Origin of the sequence: Pandoraea cepalis (assembly GCF_902459665.1) — a bacterium.
Taxonomy (GTDB): domain Bacteria; phylum Pseudomonadota; class Gammaproteobacteria; order Burkholderiales; family Burkholderiaceae; genus Pandoraea; species Pandoraea cepalis.
The window spans coordinates 103959-125584 of the sequence record NZ_CABPSL010000017.1 but is presented as its reverse complement, the minus strand read 5'-3'; the positions used below and the strand labels follow the sequence as shown (position 1 = coordinate 125584).

General features: G+C 64.0%; 14 protein-coding genes. 10 read left to right on the top strand and 4 right to left on the bottom strand.

Going from position 1 to position 21626, the window contains the following annotated elements:
* Positions 1-180 precede the first annotated feature (180 nt).
* A complete protein-coding gene (locus PCE31106_RS18970; RefSeq protein ID WP_254441183.1) occupies positions 181-1407 on the bottom strand; it encodes an MFS transporter in 1227 nt (408 codons plus the stop codon).
* A 163-nt stretch (positions 1408-1570) separates the two neighbouring features.
* Here PCE31106_RS18970 and PCE31106_RS18965 point away from each other — a divergent pair, with 163 nt between their 5' ends.
* The 8 genes from PCE31106_RS18965 to PCE31106_RS24050 all read left to right on the top strand — a co-directional run bounded on the left by PCE31106_RS18965 (position 1571) and on the right by PCE31106_RS24050 (position 11653).
* Positions 1571-2518 carry a LysR family transcriptional regulator gene (locus PCE31106_RS18965; RefSeq protein ID WP_150564353.1) on the top strand — a complete coding sequence of 316 codons (948 nt, stop codon included), beginning with the start codon at positions 1571-1573 and terminating at the stop codon, positions 2516-2518.
* Between the two features lie 163 nt (positions 2519-2681).
* Positions 2682-3098, top strand: coding sequence for a DUF2946 domain-containing protein (locus PCE31106_RS18960; protein ID WP_150564352.1), 417 nt, complete (start codon positions 2682-2684; stop codon positions 3096-3098).
* A gap of 82 nt (positions 3099-3180) precedes the next feature.
* Entirely contained in the window at positions 3181-5481 is a 2301-nt protein-coding gene (locus tag PCE31106_RS18955) for a TonB-dependent receptor (RefSeq protein ID WP_150564351.1), read from the top strand.
* 26 nt (positions 5482-5507) lie between these two features.
* Positions 5508-7064 (top strand): PepSY-associated TM helix domain-containing protein, encoded by a 1557-nt coding sequence (locus PCE31106_RS18950; protein ID WP_254441181.1) that lies wholly within the window; start codon positions 5508-5510, stop codon positions 7062-7064.
* A 310-nt stretch (positions 7065-7374) separates the two neighbouring features.
* The gene (locus tag PCE31106_RS18945) at positions 7375-8793 is read left to right on the top strand and encodes an outer membrane beta-barrel protein (protein WP_174975298.1); all 1419 of its coding nucleotides are present in this window, start codon (positions 7375-7377) and stop codon (positions 8791-8793) included.
* Between the two features lie 264 nt (positions 8794-9057).
* Entirely contained in the window at positions 9058-9903 is an 846-nt protein-coding gene (locus PCE31106_RS18940) for a hypothetical protein (protein ID WP_150564349.1), read from the top strand.
* Between the two features lie 57 nt (positions 9904-9960).
* The gene (locus tag PCE31106_RS18935) at positions 9961-10950 is read left to right on the top strand and encodes a hypothetical protein (protein ID WP_150564348.1); all 990 of its coding nucleotides are present in this window, start codon (positions 9961-9963) and stop codon (positions 10948-10950) included.
* Positions 10951-11155: 205 nt separating this feature from the next.
* A complete protein-coding gene (locus tag PCE31106_RS24050; protein WP_174975296.1) occupies positions 11156-11653 on the top strand; it encodes a hypothetical protein in 498 nt (165 codons plus the stop codon).
* Positions 11654-11821: 168 nt separating this feature from the next.
* On the opposite strand, the gene PCE31106_RS18925 is transcribed toward PCE31106_RS24050, so the two are convergent.
* Positions 11822-12271: a DoxX family protein gene (locus tag PCE31106_RS18925; protein WP_150564347.1), complete on the bottom strand. Its 450-nt coding sequence runs from the start codon at positions 12269-12271 to the stop codon at positions 11822-11824.
* A gap of 44 nt (positions 12272-12315) precedes the next feature.
* Complete coding sequence (locus PCE31106_RS18920) at positions 12316-13137, bottom strand: alpha/beta fold hydrolase (protein WP_150564346.1); 822 nt, start codon at positions 13135-13137, stop codon at positions 12316-12318.
* Between the two features lie 336 nt (positions 13138-13473).
* Between PCE31106_RS18920 and PCE31106_RS18915 the strand changes: the two genes are divergently transcribed.
* Together PCE31106_RS18915 and PCE31106_RS18905 are read left to right on the top strand one after the other, a co-directional pair.
* Positions 13474-14142, top strand: a complete 669-nt coding sequence (locus tag PCE31106_RS18915; protein WP_254441180.1) for an antibiotic biosynthesis monooxygenase — start codon at positions 13474-13476, stop codon at positions 14140-14142.
* Positions 14143-14389: 247 nt separating this feature from the next.
* A complete protein-coding gene (locus PCE31106_RS18905; protein WP_150564345.1) occupies positions 14390-15415 on the top strand; it encodes a serine hydrolase in 1026 nt (341 codons plus the stop codon).
* 61 nt (positions 15416-15476) lie between these two features.
* Here the strand turns inward: PCE31106_RS18905 and PCE31106_RS18900 are convergent, their stop codons facing one another.
* The gene (locus PCE31106_RS18900) at positions 15477-21599 is read right to left on the bottom strand and encodes an autotransporter outer membrane beta-barrel domain-containing protein (RefSeq protein ID WP_150564344.1); all 6123 of its coding nucleotides are present in this window, start codon (positions 21597-21599) and stop codon (positions 15477-15479) included.
* Positions 21600-21626: the final 27 nt, after the last annotated feature.

Below are 21626 nucleotides of genomic sequence, written 5' to 3'. Positions count from 1 at the left end.
GCATGGGTGTCAACCAGAGGTTGACGCGAAAATTTGGCGTTGCCTCCCGGGCCGCCATCGATGTGGCTGACGGCGGTGCCTGACACTGCGCGACTTCTCGTCGTGGCGTCGGTGCTGACGACGCCGGCGGTGTTCAGAATGCCCGGTGGACGCCTCCCCGCGCACAACCACCGTCGCACATCAGTGATGCCCCGCCGCACGGTCCACGCAGCCGAGGATGAACAACGCGCCACTGAATCCCAGCGCGACGACGCACACGCCACGCCATCCGTCCCACGCCCACGCGGCACCCGAGAGCACCGCGCCAAACGCACCGCCTACGAAGAAGATCCCGACGAAGAGTGCGTTCAACCGGCCGCGTGCCGGCGGATTGATAAGGTTGATGGCGCGCCGTCCGAGCGTCTGGTCCGTAATGACGCCGGCGTCGAGTGTCGCGGCGCCGGCAACCAGGAGCGCAAGCGCCAGGCCCGGGTGCGTCGTTGGCGAGAACCCGCCCCATCCGGCGCCCGCAGCGCCAAGCATGAGCACAGCGGCAATCATTGCGAGATGGGCGACGAACTGCGTCGTGCGACCCTGCCCACGATCCCCCAGATATCCGGCGAGCGGTGTCACGACGGCGCCCGTGGCACCAGCCAGTGCGAAGCCCGCGATCCCCTGCATTCCAAGCGAAAACGGCGGTTGTGCGAGCAGAAGTGCGATAGCCGTCCAGAACGCGCTGAATGCGCCGAGCGCGAGCGCCGCCTGCATGGCGCGCCGTTGCAGGACCGGCTCTGTGCGCAAAAGCGTCCAGAGCGAGCGAAGCAAAGCCGGATAACGTGCCCCGGCCTGTGGTTTGCGATTCGGTAACCGGGCGTACAGCACGACCGCAAGCAACGCGTTGGCCAACGCCGCAACGCCGTAGAACGTGCGCCAACCCCACGCGCCGGCGATCAGACTCGCGAGTGGACGCGACAGCAGAATGCCCAGCATCAGGCCGCTCATCACGTTTCCGACCGCCCGCCCTCGACGGCTCTCAGGGGCCATCGACGCAGCCATCGGCACGAGCATCTGGATCACACTCGACGTCGCCCCCGCCAGGAACACCGACACGAGGAACACGCCGCCCGACTGCGCGAACGAGGCGAGCGCAAGAAACGCGGCGCAGCAGGCGAGCGTCCGAAAGATGAGTCTGCGATTCTCGACCAGATCGCACAGCGGCACGAGTAGTAGCAAACCCGTCGCGTAGCCGAGCTGCGGCAGCATTGCGATCAGACCCGCAAGCTCCGTGGGCAGCTTCAGCGCGCGACTGACAGGCCCGGTCAACGGTTGCGCCGCCGACAGATTCACGACGACGATGCCGACCGCGGCGGCAAAGAATACTGTCAACGGCGTGGTCAACGTGACAGGCGTCGCTGGCGATGGTGGCATGGGCGCGACGACGGCATCGCGCGAACAGGGGGTAGCCGGCTGAGTCATGTTTCGATTCCGATGAATGACTGAAGGTCACAGGGGGTGACGGTTCGGCTGATTGTAGGAACAGGTTCGTTATGCCACAATTGAATTATGTTTATATTCATTATGCTAATTTGTTTTGAACACACATGACTTGCAGGCTTTCATCGCCGTGGTCGAAAGCGAATCGATGGCACAGGCATCGGAGAAGCTTTTCCTGACGCAACCCGGTCTCACACGACGCGTCCAGAATCTGGAGAAGATGCTGGGCGTCGAGTTGCTTGACCGGCAAAGCAAGCCGCTAAAGCCGACGCCTGCCGGACGCGAGGTGTACGGATTGGCCCGCACGGTGTTGCGCGCGGTCGACGACCTGAAAGCCGTTACCTCGCCCGATACGGAGCCGTCGGGCGAATTCCGTATCGGCGTGCCGCCATTTCTCTCGGAGCTTGCGCTGGAACAACCCATCGACTTTCTGCGCAACACCTTCCCGAAGCTGACGCTTCGCATAACGGCGGCATGGTCGCCGGGACTGTTGCAAAGTCTCGAGCAGGCAAAGGTGGATGCCGCCGTCGTGCTACTGCCGGAGAGCATGGCGTTGCCCGAAGGTGTGACGTCGACGCTTCTCTCGCGCAAGCCCATGGTGGTCGTCGCGCCCAGCGCCTTCGGGCTGGCCGACAAGCCGGCGACGCTCGCCGATCTTGCGAATCATCCTTGGGTACTGAATCAGGACGGCTGCGGCATGCGCTCGGGGCTTGCCAGGGCGATGGCGATGGCCGGATTGCCGTTCAACGTTGCGGTGGAAGCGTTCGGCTCGGAGCTGCAGTTGTCGCTGGTTGCGCGCGGCCTCGGCATAGGACTGGCCACCCCCGAAGTCCTTGCACGCAGTGCGCATGCCAAGGCGCTGCAAGTCCTCGACGTGCCTGAGTTCCGAAGCGGGCTCAACGTCTGGCTCGTGCACGGCGCGTTGCCGAGCCGGCTCGCTCGCCCAGTCGCGTTGATGCGCGACGCGTTGGCGGAGAGGCTGGCAGAGGATGACGTCCGGCTGGCGCCCTCCACGCCCACACGCAAGCGACGCAAGACATCATGAGATTCCTCGTCGCCACCTTGGGTGTGGATGGCGGACAAGCGGCGAAGCGGCGTTTGATATATCGGAGACCCACCTTTTAGCGAATGCGACGCATTCGTGATACGATCCGGGCGAATTCCAGATTCGGCCTTCCCGGCGGACCGAAAATCGGCCTTTCACCACGATGCTCACTCGCTCACGCAAACGTTTCAGCGCATGGCTTGGCTTGACCGCCATGTGCCTGGCGCTTTGCGTGCCGATCGTGAGCCAGTGGCTGGCCGCGCACCGCGCCAGCGTTTCGCAGATCGACGCAACCTTCTGTACCGCAGACGGATTGACGCCGTCGGCCGTGCCAACCATCGCGCACGACGATTCGCACGCGGACATGCGTCACGCACCGGCCGCCGATCATGGCGGGCACGGTGACGCCTGCGGCTATTGCTCGTTGCTCGCGAACCACCCGCCGCTGGTCATGCCGCCGCACGCCAGTGCGGTGTCGTTTGTCTGGATCGCCCGGGCCGGTCCGACGTCGGCCGTCGCGCCACAACCCCGTCCGCTCGCCTACATTCCGCCCGCCCGGGCCCCGCCGCACCGTTCCTGATTGACGCCTTTTCGTGCCCGGCAAGCCATTGCAATGCATTGGCCTGCCGGTCGTCATTCGCTCATCGCAGTCAGGAAAATCCATGCTCTCTCCCTTTGCGCGCAAGACGCCGCTGGCGCTCGCGCTGGCCGCCATGCTGCCGGCCGTCGCGTACGCCGACGACACCACTCAACCGTCCGCCGTCGAACTCGCCCCGACATCCGTCGCCGTCTCCGCCGAGCGCACGCCCAAGCACGTACTCGATCCGAACTTGCCCGCCGCGAGCGCCACAGTCACCGCGGACCAACTGCAGTACCAGAACGTCGAGACGACGGAAGACGCCTTGCGATATGTCCCCGGCATGGCCGTTCGACGCCGTTTCATCGGCGATCTGAATTCCACCATCGCCGTGCGTGGGACGAGCAACTCGCAAACGGCTCGCGGCCTTGTCTACGCCGACGGCCTGCTGTTGAGCAACTTCCTTGGCAACACCTGGACATTCGCGCCACGTTGGTCGATGGTGTTTCCGGAGGAGATCGATCAAGTCGATGTCATTTACGGGCCGTTCTCCGCGCTCTATCCGGGCAATGCCATTGGCGCAACAGTGCTCATCACGACCCGCATGCCGGAGACGTTCGTGACCGACGCGAAGGTTCAGGGTTTCACCCAGCACTTTGACCTGTTCGGGGTGAATCAAAGCTTCAACGGCAGCAACGTGAGTGCGAGCGTTGGCGACAAGTTCGGCAACCTGTCGCTGCTGGTGGGCGTCGACCACATGGAGAACACGGGACAACCGCTCCAGTTCTACACGGCGACGCAATCGACCACGCCTGCCACGGCAAGCGCCAAGGTCGTGAGCGGCGCGTATTCCTATCGCGACCAGAACGGCACGCCGGGTGTGGTGATGGGAGTGAACGGAGAAGGCATCGAACGCGTGACGCAAGACCAGCTCAAGCTCAAGGCCACCTACGATTTCACACCGACGCTGCAAGGCGGCTTCAGCTTTGGCTACTGGCATCAGAACTACAACAGTCAGACGAGCACGTTCCTGCGCGATGCGAACGGCAATCCGGTGTATTCAGGGACGGTCAACATCAATGGCTACCAATATGTCATTCCGGCATCGGCTTTTGCGCCGAGTCAGGGCGTGAGCGAGAACCTGCTTTACGGCCTGTCGCTCAAGACACGTCACAAATCCGGCTGGAATTGGGAAGCCATCGCGTCGTACTTCGATATTTCGCAAAGCGAGGCCCGCACGGCCAGCACCGGAGCGCCCGGCAACGGACCGGGGACGGTCACGTATGGCGACGGTACCGGCTGGAAGTCGATTGACCTGCGCAGCACCTATACGCCCGCCCAGGTCGGGGCGGGCGCGCATTGGCTGGCGTTCGGTTATCACTTCGACACGTATTTCCTCGATAACCGCACGTTCAACACGTCGGCATGGGTCAACGGAAACGATACGTCGCTCGCCAATGCGTTCGGCGGCAATACGCTCACGCAGGCACTGTATGCCCAGGACACATGGCAGTTCCTGCCGCGCTGGAAACTGACCACAGGTCTGCGTTACGAAGATTGGCGCGCCTATTCTGGGGCACGCACGCTCGGCGGCCTGACGGTGCCGTATGCGGGATCGTCCGACAGCCACTTTTCGCCGAAGCTGTCGCTAGCGTTCGCGGCGACGCAAGACCTGACGCTGCGCGCATCCATCGCACGCGCCTACCGGTTCCCGACCGTCTCCGAGCTCTTCCAGGGCTCGATCACCGGCACGAACATCGTCAACAACAACCCGGGACTGCGCCCAGAAGACGATCTCGCGAAGGAGTTGAGCGCCGAGTGGCAACTGGAGGTCGGCAAGGTGCGCGTTTCGCTGTTCCAGGACGACGTGAAAAACACGATCTTCAGTCAGACAAATACGACCGTCTTCCCCAACGTCACGAACTTCCAGAACATCGACAAGGTTCGCTCGCGCGGAATCGATACGGCTTTCGACGGTCAGGACGTCCTCTTTCAAGGCCTCGACATCGCCGCCGGCCTGACGTACACGCAGTCGAAGATCATGGCGAACACGAATAATCCAGCGTCAGTTGGCAAGTACTTCTATCGGATTCCGCTGTGGCGCGCGAATCTGGTGGCGACCTACCGCTTCAATGCGAAGACGGCAGTGACCGGCGCGATTCGTTACTCGGGCCGTCAGTACAACACGCTGACCAATACCGACAACAATCCGAACACGTTTGGCGGCACGAGCACCTATACCGTCGTCGATGCGAAGTTCACCTACAAACCGACTGCGCGCACGCAAATCGGTATCGGCGTGGATAACCTGTTCGACACGCGCTACTTCGTTTATCACCCCTACGCTGGCCGCACCTTCTTCATCGAAGGCAAGTTCGCCATCTGAATCGCAGGCCAAGGAGATCACGAATCATGGGGATACCTTTCACACCAATGCGCGACGTGCCGCCCAATCAGGCCGCCGGCCGCTATCGCACGCTGTGGCGCTGGCACTTCTATGCTGGGCTGTTCGTCATGCCCTGGCTCATGGTGTTGGCCGTCACGGGAACGATCTACGTCTTTCAACCACAGATTGAACCGTGGCTGTATCACGACCGTATGGTCGTCGCCGCGTCGCAGGCATCTCGTATGACCGAGCAAACGCTCATGAAACGTGCTTCGGCATCGCTGCCGCGAGGCGCCACGATCAGTTCGGTCGAGGTGAATCGCGACCCGGCGCGAAGCGCGGAATTCATCTTCCGCCTACCCGGCGGCGAGCGCGAGAGTGTGTACGTCAACCCGTATTCGGGCGAGGTGCTGGGCACGCTCAGTGTCGAGCATCGGCTGATGAAGCAAGTGCGCCAGTTGCATCGCGCGATGATGCTCGGCAAACCGGGGGAGTTGCTCATGGAGCTGGCCGGTTGCTGGACACTGGTCATGCTGGCGACCGGCGTGGCGCTGTGGTGGCCGCGCGGCAGCGCGACATGGGCGGGCGCGCTTAAACCGCGACTTCAGTTGCGTGGCCGGCCTCTGCTGCGCAATCTGCATGGCGTCGCGGGCCTTTGGCTCGCGGCGGGCGGACTGGCGTTTGTGCTCACCGGGTTGCCTTGGTCGGGCTCGTGGGGCAAGCAGTTCAAGGCCATCGCGACGCAAGCGGGCATGGGCTATCCTGCCGGCGCGTGGGGCGAAGCACCGGTACGCTCGCGCATGCCGACAAAGATGGATGATCTACCGATCGCTCAAATGCCGTGGGCCGTGGGCGACACGACGGTGCCCAATTCGAAGGTGCCAGCGCTCGAGATGGTCGCCATGCACGGCGATCACGGCGATCCGGAGATGATCGGAATGCAAGGCATGGGCGCCTCGTCGCAAGCCGGCGGCGCAAGCGCCGCCGAGCATGCCGCGCACGGTGGCGGTGGCGGCAGAAAGGGGCTGACGATCGCTCAACTTGACGCTCAGGGTGCGCTGCCCATCGATCGTGTGATGGAAATCGCGGCGAGCAAGGGCGTGAGCACCGGATACAGCCTGGTCGTTCCGTCGCGCGCCGATGGCGTCTACACCGTTTCTTACTTCCCGCCTGATCCGCGCGACGAACGCACCCTGCACATCGACCAGTACAGCGGCGCGGTGCTGCGCGACATCGATTACGACGCCTATGGCGGCGTCGCGCAGGCGATCTCATATGGCACGTCGCTGCACATGGGCCGATACTTCGGCGCCGCAAATCAATGGCTATGCGCGCTGATTTCGATAGGGCTCTTCGCCATGGCAGCCACAGGCGCCGCGATGTGGTGGATACGCCGCCCGTCTCGCTCGCTGGGCGCACCCGCCCGAATGCCGATGCGCGTTCCCATGCGTGGCTGGATCGTTTCCCTGGTCGTGCTGGGCGTCGTGTTTCCGCTGATGGGCGCGACGATGCTCGCGGTCTGGGCGCTTGACCGGATGTGGGTCAGACGAGCAACGAAGCCGCTGCGGCAGACGGCACAATGAATGTCGTTGATGGGACCCCGCTGGGCAGGGGGCCATCCCGCGCGTATGCGTCTGCATCAGTGCATTGGGTACCCACAATCCAGCGGAGAACGACAATTGAGGCCATTACGCAACACGCATGAATATGTCAAAACTATTTGAATAATGTCAAAGTCCCTCGCCAAAGCCATGGTTATGCTCAATCAAGAGTCGGATTCGACATGCGCATGCTGGATGGCGCACATGACCATAACATGGGTTCAGAGAGGCGAACATGCAATTTGGCCGAGCAAGAACGAGGGCTGGCAAGCCATTAAGGCACGACGGTGTCGTGCGGCGAGCCGAGGCGCCGGCGCGGCTACGCTTGCGGCACAGCAATCTGCTGTCCCTGATTGCCACGGCTCTGGTGTGGTCATCCCCGGTGCTTGCCCAGGACAAAGTGGCGCAATCGCCCACCGGCGAACCGCCATCGCCCGCGGCTCAGGTGCCCAGCCTGCCACCGCAAGCACCCAGCGATAACGCTGTTCCGGGCAAGGCCCCGGATCGCATCCCCACACCGGCCAGCCCGGCGAGTGCCACTGGCGCACCGTTCTCGCTCGGATCGTTCCTGATCTATCCAGAGCTCGCCACCTCGTGGATGTATGACAGTAATGTCTACTTTTCGCCGAACGACACTCGCCTGAGCGACCGGGCCTGGATCTTCTCTCCGGCGATCCGGGCCGAATCGAACTGGGCCAAGCATGAACTGGATTTTCACGCGTCTTTGGACAGTACACGCTACTCGACCTACACGTCGGAGAATTCGAACGATTTCCATTTAAGCACTGAAGGCCGCTACGACTTCAGCGCGAATACCAACGTCTACGGTGGCGTGCATTTCTCACAAGAGCACGAAGACCGCGAGTCGCCCTCGGCGCGGAACGGTTTGACACCCACCCAATACCATCAATTGCGCCTGTATGGCGGTGTGTTTCATCAGTTCGGTCGGGTCTCGGTGCGCGTGGCGGGTACGGCACAGCAGCTCACTTATAACAACGTCAACTTCCTCACCAGCAGCGGCGCCGTCAACATCATCAACAATAGCGACCGCGACCGCTGGCAGTACACCGGCGGCGTGCGCGTCGGATACGAGGTCACGCCACGCATCGAGCCCTACGTTCAGATCGCCTTCGATAACCGGTACTACAACAGCTCGGTCGACGATCTCGGCTATGAGCGCGACTCGACCGGGATGCGCTATCTGGCCGGCGTCCGATGGAACATTCCTCGCGTATTGAAACTCGATGCATTCGCCGGGTGGCTGCGACAGGATTATCGAGATCCGCGATTCGTCGACGTCACCGCGCCCGTGGTAGGCGCCGCGCTGCAATGGGTACCGACCGATCGCACCACTGTGTCGGCCTATCTCGACCGAACGGTCGAGGAAACCACCGTCACGTCAACACCGTCGCCCAGCGTGTTGCTGGTGTCGTCGAGCTACTTGAACACTTACGCATCGCTCGGCGTCGAGCAACGCTTGACGGAAAAACTGACCGTCAGGGGCACCGGCTCGCTGTCCCACGTCGCTTATAAAGGCATTCCCCGCAGCGACGACTACTACGGCGCCACATTGGGGATGAGCTACCGCTTTCATCGGAATCTATTGCTCGACCTGAGCGTGACCGCACGACGACTCAATTCAAGCGTCCCGACCGAGAATTTCAATCAGTACACGGTGATGGCCCGCGTGGTCATCCCCTTTTCGCACTGATCCACCCCTGCGAATTATGCGTCGCCGGCACCGAATCCGCCGGCACGCTGCCGCATAAATGCGACGCTGCGCATCGGACTTCGGGTTGCCTCAGACAAACGCCATCCGCGCCGCTCGGCTGCATGCAATGCCCTTGATGCGCATCAATATCCGCAGCGTGCAAGCTGCAAAAATGTAGTCGAACAATACAGGTCGACACGAGTGCATTCGGCCCTGATCACGTTAATCGGCGCACTTCCATATCCATGCAACGAGAGGAAATTCATGTCCACCAAACCCCTATCCATGACCAGAATCGCCATTGCCACCGCAGCGTCGCTCGGCATGGTCATGAGTGTCAGCAGCACCGCCCCGAATTGGCTGGCTTCACTGGCGCCAATCTCATCCGCGCATGCTCAGAGCGGCACACCGAAGGGCGCGGGCGGGCCAAGCGCCGAGCGCGGCAACAAGGGCAAGCGCGGCTCGTCAACTGATGCGGGTTCAAGCGGTTCCGGCCAAGGCGGCCCGAGCGCCGACAGCGATGCGAAAGGGCCGAAGTACGGCGGCGGAGGCTCCAAGCCAGCCCCGGGCACTCAAGGAGGCAAACCGGCTTGGGCGCAGGAAGGCATTCCTTCGGATCTTGAACTGGGTCGCCTGAACGTAGCCCGCGCGCCGTCTCATGTGCTTGACCGCTCGCTGGCCGATGCGCTCTCCAGCATGCAACCGGCGTTCTATAACCAGGTTCTGGCGATCGCAGACAACGCCGCGCTCACCATGGATCAGAAAGTCGCGGCGCTGCAAACGTTGGTCAAGCAGACGTTCACCGATACGTCGGTTGTCATGGTCGACTCGCCACTACAAAACCTGGCGCTCTATAAAAATCTGCTGACCACCGGTCAGATCGTCAGCAGTTCGGGAACTTACGACGCGAGCACGTCGGCGACCCGTGCGCTCCTTCTTGCTGCGGTGTTCATTGGCACGGCTTCCGACAAGACATTGCCGGTCAGTACCGCAACTGTCGACGCCATCAACAAGATCATGACGCTGACGCTACCCACTGGTGTATCGGATGCCGAACTGGGTGCCATTGCAGAAGCAGTGCGCGCAGCGATTGCGGAAGCGCATGGCTGATCGCCGCCGCGCGCAGTTGGTCGCGTCATTCGCCATTGAACGTTCGAGCCACGAGAAATGGGCGCCATCATGAAACATAAGGTCCGGGTCGCCATGCTTGCCATGGCGGCAATCGGCACATCTCTGCTCGCGCCGGAGCGCATTGGCACGCCAATCGTCTCTGTTGTGATCGGGCTCGCCAACGCGCAAGACGCAGGCGGAGGTGGCGGCCATGACAGTGGCGGCAGCAGCGGAGGGCATGACAGCGGTGGCGGTGCCAGTGGCCATAACGGCGGCGGCAGTGGGCGTGGCGGTGGCGGGCACGATGCAGGCGGGGAAACCGGGGGGACCGTGGAAAAAGGCCATGGCACGCGCTACGGACACGAGGGTCACGAAAGCGGCCAACACCAGGGCGCCACCTCTCATCCCTCGCCAGGTGCTGAGCGCTTCGGCGGCGGCAGCGGCATACGTGGCAATGGGCAGGTGCCCGAGGGGGTCGGCCGCTACGGCAGTGGAGCGGCCCGCCTGGAGGACGTGGGCCGCACGCGCCTGCGTTACTGGGGCGGATGGTCCAACCCGGATGATCCATTGACGCCGCCCGACCCGGGAACCGAGACAACCACCCCGACGACCGGTGACACGGCCGACTTCATACCGGGCCCGGGGGGTGGTCCGGCGGTCAACGTGCGCAATTCGCTCGACAGTTCACCGCGCTGCCAAGGCGTATCGCTGGGTATGACAGCCGCGCAGCAATTCAGTGGCAGCAATCTGTTGCGCTTGAACACGGCGCGCGGCGAGGTCGATCCGGCGCTGGCCGCCAGCGGCAAGATCGCCGCGCCATATTTGATGGGCAACCTGCAAAACGAACTGATCAAGCCCGCACCGAATCCGGAACTGGCCGGCACGTTGCTGGGCCTGGTGGCCAAGGCACCGGTCACCGCCGGAGCCGTCATGAAAATCGGATTCCTTCTGTGCGCCAGGATGAACGACACACAGGCGGACCAGATTGCCCAGATTGCAGAGCAACAACGAATGGCGCTCGCCGCGACGCCCGCGCCGAGGAAGTAAACATGCCACGTCTGGCCGACGAAATAATGGCCGTCGTATCGATTTGCACGCATGCCATTGTGGCCGTCGCGCGAGCGCAGAGGGGTGAGCGGCTATCACGTTCAGGAGCATCAGACGTGGTTCGAAAGCCGTCGCTCGTCGCAATCGCATTGGTAGTTTCGTAACCCGGCAGGAATTGCCCTGCATACAACGATTGGAGAACACCATGAAATCGCGCAAATTGATTGCCTCGTTGGCCTTGTCCTCAACCCTCGTCTTGCTACTGGGCGGAACCGTGGGAGTCGCCGTAGCTCAGGACCAGACAAAAGACCAGTTGCGGGACAAGGATCAGCTTCAGGACAGAGACCGTCTAAAAGACAAAGACCTGCTTCAAGACAGAACCCGGGACCGGACACAAACGCAGTCGCGAGACACCATCTACGGCAGCCAGTTGATGACGCCGAGCGAGCGTAACGAGTATCGCGCCAAGATGCGCGCCGCCAAGACGGTGCGCGAGCGTGAGGCCCTGAGACTGGAACATCACCGCCAGATGCAGGAGCGCGCGCGCGAGCGCGGCGTGACGCTGCCGGATATGCCTCCGGCGCGCGGCAGCGGTACCGGCGGCCGAGGTGGCATGGGCGGCGGCATGGGCGGTGGCATGGGCGGTGGCATGGGCGGTGGGGTGGGTGGCGGTGCCGGTGGTGCGGGCGGTGGTGGCCGATAAGCTGGCGCGCCTGCGCTCATAGGACACATCTCGTCGGGGCGGCGACCTCGTAACGACCGCATGAGCGGCATCAGGATACGGCGTTCGCCTTGCTCGGGCACCGGGATCACCTTACCCGCTCCCCCGACGAGACGCCTCACGTCAAATGAGACGAGCGAAAGCGTGTCATCACGATCCTCGGCAAACGTTTGTGCTCAGGTCATACCAAGCGACGGCGACGAATCCGCCCACCAGTCCGAGATGCTCGAAAAAGCCGTTGGCAAGCATCAGCCGCGCGTCGGGAGGCGCGGCCCAGAACCGATTGGCGAGACACGACGCCGCCAGCGTAAATCCGGCCAACGCCAACGCCCCCAACCACCGCCACCGGCCCGTCAGGATCAACAGTGACGCGCCGATTTCAAGCACGATAACGGCCACTGCCATCGGCGCGGCCGGCGACAAACCGAAGTGCCGCATCTCGGCGATGGCGCCCGGGAAATCCATCGCCTTGTCGATGCCACCTTGCAGATAAGCGCTACACAATAGCAACAGCGCGAGCCAGTAGATCCAGCTCGGTAGCGAACACGTCTTGCGAGCAACCGCAGATGAAACATCCGGCGACGGCGGGAGGGGAGCCATAGAGCACCTCGGTTAACACACGCTGATCGGAACGCCCAGCAAGCTCACGGGTTGATGAAGGCCAGCAGGTCGGCGTTGACCTGATCGGCGTTGATCACGCACATGCCGTGGGACGCCCCCTTGTACACCTTGAGCTTGGCGTTGGGGGCGATCTTGACCGACAGCTCGGCGGCATGGCCGATCGGGACGATCTGGTCGTCGTCGCCGTGCAGGATCAGCGTCGGGATCGTCATTCTCTTCAGATCTTCCGTGTAGTCGACTTCCGAGAATTCCTTGACGCACAGATACTGGCCCAGAATGCTGCCGGTCATGCCCTGTGCCCAGAACGCGTCGACGGTGCCTTGCGACACCTTGGCATCCGGACGGTTGAAACCGAAGAACGGCACCGCAAGGTCCTTGTAGAACTGCGAGCGATTGTCGGCCACGCTCTTGCGGATGTTGTCGAACACCTCAAGCGGCAAGCCGTTCGGATAGGCGGCCGACTTGGCCATGATCGGCGGCACCGCGCCGATCAATACCGCGCGCGCGACGCGCCGGGTGCCGTGGCGGCCGATGTAGTGCGCGACTTCGCCACCGCCGGTCGAGTGACCCACCAGCGTAGCGCCCTGAATGTCGAGCGAGTCCAGCAGCGACGCCAGGTCGTCTGCGTAGGTATCCATATCGTTGCCATGCGCCGACTGGCTGGAACGCCCATGTCCCCGACGGTCGTGCGCGATGACACGACAGCCGTGCTGTACCAGGAAGAGCATCTGCGCGTCCCAGGCGTCGGCATTGAGCGGCCAGCCGTGCGAGAAGACCACGGGTTTTCCGCTACCCCAGTCTTTATAGAAAATTTGCGTGCCGTCTTGGGTGGTGATCGTATTCATCGTCTGCGCTCCGAGGAAGGAATGGCGGAATAGCGAGGGCAACTTCGGGTTGAAACCGGCGTGGGCTACATTTGCACCGCGGGCCGCCACCGTGGCGGCCGCACCAAGTGTGTCGGCACTGCTCGCCGGCCATCTGCGACGCGAGGTGCCGACGGTGCTGGAGGGCGTCTGGTGTTGTGCTGTAACGCCTGACGGCCGATCACAAGGAAGACTAATGGCTCTGTGCCGGCGCCGCCATCGTCACTTGGTATTAACCGCCCGGGCTGCCCGCCTCGGACGATTCGCTAGAATGCGCTTCCCCCCGATTGGGCGTCAATCAGCCATTCACGGCCCGCGATGTGCACGTCTATCTCACGCGCGCCGGGCGCGGCACACCTTTGTGCTATTGGTGAGCCCGCTGGACTGTGGTTTGATGATGGCGTTCTCCCCATCACGCCCTGCGCATTGCCCATCATGACCCGCGAGCCCAGCGACATCGTCACGAGCATCATTACCCACGAGATCATTCCCGAAGCGACGCATCGCTACGAGCAATGGCTCGCCGACATCCGAAAGACTTGCGAGCGCTTCGAGGGCTATCTTTCCACCGATGTGATCCGGCCGCTCGGCAAACAGCACACCTATGTGGTGATCATTCGTTTCGACGGCTTTGAAAACCTCACGCGCTGGATGGAGTCTGCCGAACGCCGCGAATTCCTGAAGCGTATGCAGCCTTTTTTGCCGAAGGGCGATCGCTACCAGATCCGCACGGGACTGGAATTCTGGTTCGAGCCTCCTGCGCACAAGCCCGCCACGCCATGGAAGCAGTGGTTGGTGACGTGGTCTGCAATCTTTCCCTTGTCGGTCCTGGTGCCTTGGCTGCTCGGGCCGGTATTCGCCCTGTGGCCCTTCCCCGGCGAGTCGATCGTCGCCCGGATGGCCGGTTCCGCGGTGATCGTGTTGCTGATGGTCTACGTCGTGATGCCACGCTACACGAAGGCGGTCGCCGGCTGGTTGTTTCGCTGAGGTGTAATGACCCAGCGGAGCCAGCACGGGTCAAGCGGCTAACGCGAACGCCTCAGCCGGCGTTTTCAACTTTAGCGCCTGGTGGCGCCGTCGATGGTTGCGGAATTGAGTTCAGTCGGCCCTCTACCTACCCAAAACAAGGGATCGCGACGGCGCCGCCCGCGTGTTAACGTTGCCCCGGCCTCGCCGCAGCGGCAAGCAGCGCTCGGCACGCTGCTCACCGTCCCTTTTCCAGGAGCCTTTTGCGATGACCGATTTTCGTCCCACCCGCCGAAAAGCGCTGAAACTCACGGCGGCGTCACTTGCTGCACCGGCGTTGCTGTCGCCCGCAACCAGCGCCATCGCTGCCGGGCGCGCCGATCTCGACACCGCCATCAACCGCTTTGTCGCCCTCGCGCCGAAAACGACCAGTTGCGTCGTTGCCGTAACCCCACCCCAAGGGCCGGGCTGGCGTGCCGGTTACGCGCCGGAGCAACGCCTGTTCGTCGGCAGTGCCGTCAAAACGTATATCCTCGGCCAGTTCCTGCTTGACGTTGAGTCCGGCCGCAATCAACTCTCCGGCACCCAACTCTGCACCGTTAGTGACGCCGTGCGCACGCCGGGCAGCCCAGTGCTCATCGGCCTGAATGGACAGACGCTGTTCCGAACCGCACTCGAGTCGATGATTTCACATAGCGACAACATCAGCACCGACATCACGCTAGCCGCTGTCGGGCCGGCGCGCGTGCGCGAACTGGTCGGGCGAATGGGACTGAACACGGTTCGCATCCCCGATTCCACGCGCGTCCTCTTTTCCTATCTGGCGGGCGCGCCGTCGGGTGTCGATCTCGGCTGGGACGGCATGCAAAAGCTGGAGCACAACGAGAAGGTCTATTACGACAATCATCTTCTCTCACCCCGCACCGATGTCATCAACGACAAGCAATCGATGACCAGTTCGGCCAACGATCTCGTGAATTGGTATCAGCAGGTGCTGGCAGGAAAAGTCTTCACGAAGCCGACGTCACTCATCGAATTCAAGCGAATCTCCGCGATGGCCGACGCAGTGTGGATGACGGTGCCCCAAGGGCTGCTCGCCTATGGCAAGGGCGGCAGTCTCGACTGGGGGACGTTCCACGCCCTGTGCTTCGCCGGGCAGATGCTCGTGGGCAAAACGCCGGTGACGTTCAGCTTTACGTCGAACTGGCTGGACGGCAAGACCAGCGGCGAGCGCACCGAAGCATTCATCTCGGCAGTCAGCGACGTCCTCAAGGCCGCCGCCAACGCCGTTTGAGTCATCCGTGACATCGGTCCCGAACCGTCGTCCGGGACCGCGACGTATCCCTCCTTCAGACTCAGAAGTGCTTCGCCAGCCGCAACGCGGCGCTTTGTACCGTCTGTGACGATGCGGTGCGCAGGTTGTATTCCGCCCGAACCTCGAGCCCTTTCGACGACAGCAGTTCAACCCCAAGCGCAAAGTTGCCGTAGACACGCGGCTGCGATGACGTGATGCGAAACGCCGCACTCGGGAACTGGACGAACGACGCCTCGGCGCTCACATCCCCCTTCGACGCAAAGCTCATCCCTGCCGACAGATAGGGGCGCACGGTCGTGCCACGATAGTCGAGACGTGCGCCCACCTCGACGGCGGGACTCAACACCGCCGTTGTGCGCCCCTCGCTTTGCATCGCAAGATCGAACACGCCGGCGCCACTTTCACGGTAAGCCGAATTCCTGTCGTAGACGACGTCCAGATCGGTGTAGGGCTTCACATACCCTGCGGCGTAGTTCAATTGATAGGACAGTCGGGATCGTGCGCCAACAAAAAAGGCGTCCGGCTGACTCGTGGCTCGCGCGGACGCCCCCGGATATTCGATCGTTCGATTCTGCGTGCCGCTCTCGTAACCGCCCAGCACGGCGAGCGCGATTTGCCACGGCCCCATCTGACGCTTCAACGTCAGTCCGCCCCGGAAGCCATCGCTCGATATGTCCAGCGAGCGATCCGACGAGCGGGCATGCGTCACCACGTAACTCGCCGAACCGCCGACAAACCAGTCAGGCGCAAACTCCTTCTGAGCCCCGAACTGATAGGTCACCTGCTGACTGCGGAAGCCCACATCGTCCGCAGTTTGGAAGCGATCGGCGCGGGTGCCGATCACGCGCGCCCAGACGCAACTGCCCTCGCCCATGCGCGTGCCGTCGGTGACGAACTGCGGGCAGCTCATCAAGCGGTTCAGGAAGTCATAGTTCTCATGCCCTCGCGAACCCGCGCGCATGAGTGACGCCGCCCCGGAAAGCACGTCCAGCGTCTTGCGGTAAGACGCCGCATCGCCTGCACTCACGAACGGCTGGAACAAGGGGCCCGCCGCGACCATGCCCGCGTCCCAATGGGTCTGAAGTAGGTCCGCAAACGACGCCTGATTCGCATTGAGCGACACGCCCGGCGGCCGGAAGTTTGCGTCCACCGAAATCAGCGGATCCCGCGAGCCGCCATAGTGATCCTTCATCTGATAGTTGAAAACGAGCGCCGTACTCTTCGCGACGGCCGTCTCACCGGTCGGTGCGTTATCGAAGTGCCCGATGCCAAGCCAGATGTTCTTGACCGGATTGCGAAGGATCGGCACGACGCTGCCGCCGAACGTCAATGCCCCCGTCACCGTCAGGAAGTCGCTGTTGTGATTCGTGAAATCGAGGTCGGGTGCGTAGACGCCGGTACCCGTCTGCGAGAAGCTGCCAATGATTTTCGACGCCTGGAACACGCCCGGCCCCCCGGGGCTGATCGTGCCGTAGTTTTGCGTCAGCCCGGCCGAGAGCGACTGCGCCGTACGTAGCTCGCCGCCCGCGCGGTTCTCAACCGTGCTGTCGGTTGTCAGTTCCACATTGCCCTGCATCAGGCCGCTGTTGACGACACTCGCGCGACTCAGCGACGCGACAGCCGTTGCCGCCGATACCGTACCGGCATTCTCGACGGTCACGCCATCGGTATTGATGGCGAGAATGCCGATTCCCGAAGTTGCATTGGCCATCACGCTCGCGCCGCTGCCGATCGTCACGCCGATCGGCTTGCCCTGCATCGAACCGCCGCCCGCGTTGCCCATGCTGATCGCCGCAATCGCGGGGGAGTCCGCGCCCATGGCGGCAACCACGCTGCCCGGTTGAAGCGTCACGTCGATTGCGCCGCCCGTGTTGCCGCTCGCGCTCCCAGGCTGTTTCAGCCATACGCCGCCATCGCTGAACACGGCCCCGCCGCCAAGACTCATCGCAAGAATGGCCGGGGCATGCCCGCCGTCAGTGACCACACGGCCGCTCGTATTCACCTGCACCGCGCCCCCCGCCCCCACGGCGCCGGAGACGTTGGCCTGCCGCACCATGTCGAGACCGTAGGTCACTGCGGTGGCATCGCCTGTGATACCGCCTCCACCGCCCACGGACTGCGCCAGCACGCCTGCCGCCCCGTCGCCATGCGTTTGGACGCTACCATCGACGACCACGTCCACCTTGCCGCCATCGTTGGCGCCAGCGCGTGTGACGACATTGTTGACCGACGCTAGCGTGACGAGTCCCGGCGCGGTGGTCACGCCTGCAATGCCGCCTCCCCCGCCGACGCTTTGCGCAACGATGCCGTGCGCATCCTGACCCAGCGTTTGCACCGCGACGTTACGCGCGACGCTCACGTCGACGTCCGCGCCGTTGCCGAACGTGTCGCCTTGCGCCCCGAGCGTCAGGCTGGTGACCGGCAGCGCCGACGGATTGCCGCCCTCAACCAGAGCGACATACCCGCCGCCACCGCCGATACTTTGCGCCAGCACGCCGAACGACAACGCCCCTCGTGTCGACACGACCGCCTGGTCGGCTGCAGGGTTCGTCAGATCGACACTGACGCTACCGGCGTTGGCTTGCAGACTGCTGCCGCCCTCAGGCGACGCACCGAGCTTGATGACCGCGCCCCCGAGCAAGGACGCAACCGACGCGTCGACGGTCATGCCGGCGGCGCCGCCGCCCCCGGCAACGGACTGCGCGAAAATGCCGTGCGAGAGCACGCCGCTCGTATTGATGCTGCCTGAACCCACGACCGAGACGGGCGCACCGTTCATGCTCGACGGCGACAGTTCGCCGCTCAGTGTGCTGCCCAACGTGATGGCCGGGGCGGCGACCTGCTGCCCTGCAGCGAGATGTGTGCTCGCATTCCCCGTCAGGCCCACCGCTGCGGCGCCGCCACCGCCCGTGATGCTTTGCGCGGCGACACCGCTCGCGTCGTTCCCCCGCGTCGCGATGACGCCACCACTCTTGACGTTCACGCGAGAAAACTGTCCCGCATTGCCCGCCAGATTGCCGGTGTATGTTCCCCCAAGCGCGAGCGACACTGCCGGCGATGTCGATCCGGCAGCGGCCCCGAGGCTGCTCGCGCCGAAGGTGTAATCCGTCGCGGCCGCCTGCCCTCCGCCGCCGGAGATGCTTTGCGCAAGGATGCCCGGCGAACTGTCGCCGGTGGTTTGAATGCGACTGGCAGCATCGCTGGCGTCGACATTGACCGTCCCGCTGCTTCCCCCGCTGCCGCCCTGCCCCCCAACGCTGACATTGACGCTGTGTTGCGCGCTGGCGAGATTCGAGCCGAGCAGGTCGATGAGGCGGGTGATCTCATCGATGATGCCTGGCGCGTCCTTCGGTGCCCAATTCGAGAGGAAAAGCTCGAGGTTCTGCGAAGTCGCCGCCCCCGCTCCGCCACCGCCGCCCACGCTCTGCGCGACGATACCCGGCGCACCGAAGCCCGTCGTGGACAGCGTTCCGGTGTTGAGTACATTCGCTTGCCACGCGTCGCCGCCGGAGCCACCCGATCCGCCAACGGCCACATGCGTCCCGACATTGGGTGAGACGTTGAAGTAGGTGCCAATCCTGCCAGCCATCACGCCAAGCAAGCTATCGACGCTCGAAAGCAGGCTCGACACGCTGGTCGATGCCGCCGTGCCGCCCTGACCGCCGCCACCCCCGATACTCTGCGCGACGATCGCCGCCGCGCCGGCGCCCGATGTCGTCACCGGGCCGTGATTGTTGATGGCGGCCACGTTGCCGGCCCCGCCCTCGCCGCCCGTGCCACCGACGCGAACATCCACACCAACAGTGAGTGAACCGAACGCCACGTTCATCGAATTGCCGGAGGTCGTCAGCCAATTGCCGATCGACTGCAACAGCCCCTGAACCGATCCGGGTGCGCCGAGCGTTGCGCCGAACGACTTCGCGGTTTCCTGTTGCACCATACCGCCCACGCCACCGCCGCCACCGATGCTTTGCGCGACGATGCCATACGAGTGATCGCCAGCCGTGAGCACGCTGCCGTCGACGTTATTGTTGACCAGCGCGACTGCACCATCGCCCCCGCTGCCACCGGCACCGCCGATCGTCGCGCCCACGCTGATGTTGAAGCGACGGTTCGGCGTGGCGATCGATTGCGCCCGTAACGCGGCGGCAGCACTTCCCCCGGCACCGCCGCCCCCGCCGATGCTCTGGGCCAATATGCCGATGCTCTTGTCACCCAGCGTCCAGATACCGCCGCTGTTGTCGACCTGGGCCAACCCGCCGCCGCCGCCGTCGCCGCCGCTACCCCCGATGGAGACGTGCGGACTGAGCGTGGCGGAAGGCACCTCCGGGCCAAGATCCGGCGCGATAGTGAGCGTGGCCGAACTGGCGAGTCCGCCATAGCCGCCGCCACCGCCGATGCTTTGCACGACGACGCCATCGCTTGCCACGGCCTGCGTCGTGACGCTGCTCCCATCGTCCAGCGTGGCATGCGCCACGCCACCCGCGCCACCGCCCCCGGCGCTGCCGCCATGACTGACGGCCACACCCAGTCCAACACCGACGGTCATGGCGCTGGACGACCCGCCAGCGCCGCCACCGCCCCCCACGCTTTGCAGCAGAACGCCGCTCGAGCCCGCGCCAGCGGTCGAGATCGCTCCGCCCAGATCCATGAGGGCATCGCCGCCGTTTCCGCCGGCACCGCCGTGCCCGCCGGTGGCAATGCCAACGATGATGCCGGTCGTATCGGCGTCGCCGCCGTGCCCCCCGCCGCCACCGATGCTCTGCACCTGCACACCGGCGCTCTGATCGCCCGTGGTGAAAATCGAGCCGTTGCTGCTGAGCGTCGTGTTGCCACCGAGTCCGCCGTTGCCGCCGGACCCACCGCCGATGTTCATGATCCCCTGACTCAGGTCGGCCGCCCCCGCGCCGCCCCCCACCGCGTGCGCCAGAATACCGACGGCGTCGTTACCCGACGTCATGATCGTGCCGTCGTTTTTGATATCGACGGCCAGATTTCCGGTGTTGCCACCCGCACCGCCATTCCCGCCATGTCCCGACCAGGGACTGGATTCGCCACCGTTCCCGCCGGCGCCCCCAACGACCGAAACCCGCATCCCCATCGCACCGACGCCGCGCGTCGCGATGCTGCCGGTGTTGGTGAGCGTGACGGACCCCGGCGTTCCGCCATCGCCGCCCTGAAATCCGTTACCGGTGACACCGCCGCCGCCATCGCCGCCGTCACCCCCAAGGCTGTAGGCGGCAATGCCCGGTGCGTTAGCCCCATCGGTGGAAATCGCCGCGCCGTTCGTGATGGTGATGTTGCCGGCGTTACCGCCGTTCGAGCCTTTGACGTCCGTGCTATCGCTCATGCGTTTCGGGCCGTTGCCGCCGACGGAACGCGCCAGCACGCCGACTTCGCCATCGCCATGGGCGGTCACGGTGCCGTCCGCCGTCGACACGGTGACATTGCCCGCATTCCCGCCCCATCCGGAGAGCACATAGCCGCCCTCCCAGTCGTCGATTCCCAATCCCCCCTGACCGCCCAGCGATTCGGCCCGAATGGCCGCGCCCCCACTTCCGCCGCTCGCACTGGCAGTGATGGTGGCCCCGCCACGCACGACCACGCTGGCATCCCCGGCGTTTCCCCCGACCCCGCCGTTCACGCCGGGCCCCCAGGGAATCGCGCTGGTCTGTCCGTTCCCGCCGATCGATTGCGCCGACAGCCCGAAGCCCACAGCGCTTACCGAGCCGCCATCGAGCGTCAGGCGTGCGAAATTGCCGTTCCCGCCGTTGCCGTTGCCTTCGCCGCGATTGCCCCACAGACCGCCGTCTCCCCCCTTGGAGAGGACGGAGGCGCCAAAACCGTTGCTAATGACGGTGCTTTGCGCGAGCACGAAATCGACGATGCGTCCAAAGCCGCCGCTGCCGCCCCAGTGATCGCGGCCACTGACATCGTCGCCGTTACCGCCGTTGCCGCCGCTCACGTCGACGGCGACGCCGGTCGCCCCATGCGTCGAGAGAATGTTCAGGCCCGAGAGCGTGCGCTCGACGTCGATCTGACCGGGTGCGCCGTCGAAACCGTTGGCGTTGTGACAGCAGCCGCCTGTGGCGCCGCGATAGTCGAGAAACAGCGGACCGGACGTCTGCGCAACGGCCGGCCCGGCGAGCATGAGTCCTGCCACGCCGCATATGGCCTTGAGGCGACGTGG

Bases quoted from the DNA above. Each gene is read 5' to 3' on its own strand.
- PCE31106_RS18915 (WP_254441180.1), top strand. From the start codon at position 13,474: ATGTGCACGTCTATCTCACGCGCGCCGGGCGCGGCACACCTTTGTGCT.
- PCE31106_RS24050 (WP_174975296.1), top strand. From the start codon at position 11,156: ATGAAATCGCGCAAATTGATTGCCTCGTTGGCCTTGTCCTCAACCCTC.
- PCE31106_RS18925 (WP_150564347.1), bottom strand. From the start codon at position 12,271: ATGGCTCCCCTCCCGCCGTCGCCGGATGTTTCATCTGCGGTTGCTCGC.
- PCE31106_RS18960 (WP_150564352.1), top strand. From the start codon at position 2,682: ATGCTCACTCGCTCACGCAAACGTTTCAGCGCATGGCTTGGCTTGACC.
- PCE31106_RS18935 (WP_150564348.1), top strand. From the start codon at position 9,961: ATGGGCGCCATCATGAAACATAAGGTCCGGGTCGCCATGCTTGCCATG.
- PCE31106_RS18905 (WP_150564345.1), top strand. From the start codon at position 14,390: ATGACCGATTTTCGTCCCACCCGCCGAAAAGCGCTGAAACTCACGGCG.
- PCE31106_RS18950 (WP_254441181.1), top strand. From the start codon at position 5,508: ATGGGGATACCTTTCACACCAATGCGCGACGTGCCGCCCAATCAGGCC.
- PCE31106_RS18955 (WP_150564351.1), top strand. From the start codon at position 3,181: ATGCTCTCTCCCTTTGCGCGCAAGACGCCGCTGGCGCTCGCGCTGGCC.
- PCE31106_RS18970 (WP_254441183.1), bottom strand. From the start codon at position 1,407: ATGCCACCATCGCCAGCGACGCCTGTCACGTTGACCACGCCGTTGACA.
- PCE31106_RS18940 (WP_150564349.1), top strand. From the start codon at position 9,058: ATGTCCACCAAACCCCTATCCATGACCAGAATCGCCATTGCCACCGCA.
- PCE31106_RS18920 (WP_150564346.1), bottom strand. From the start codon at position 13,137: ATGAATACGATCACCACCCAAGACGGCACGCAAATTTTCTATAAAGAC.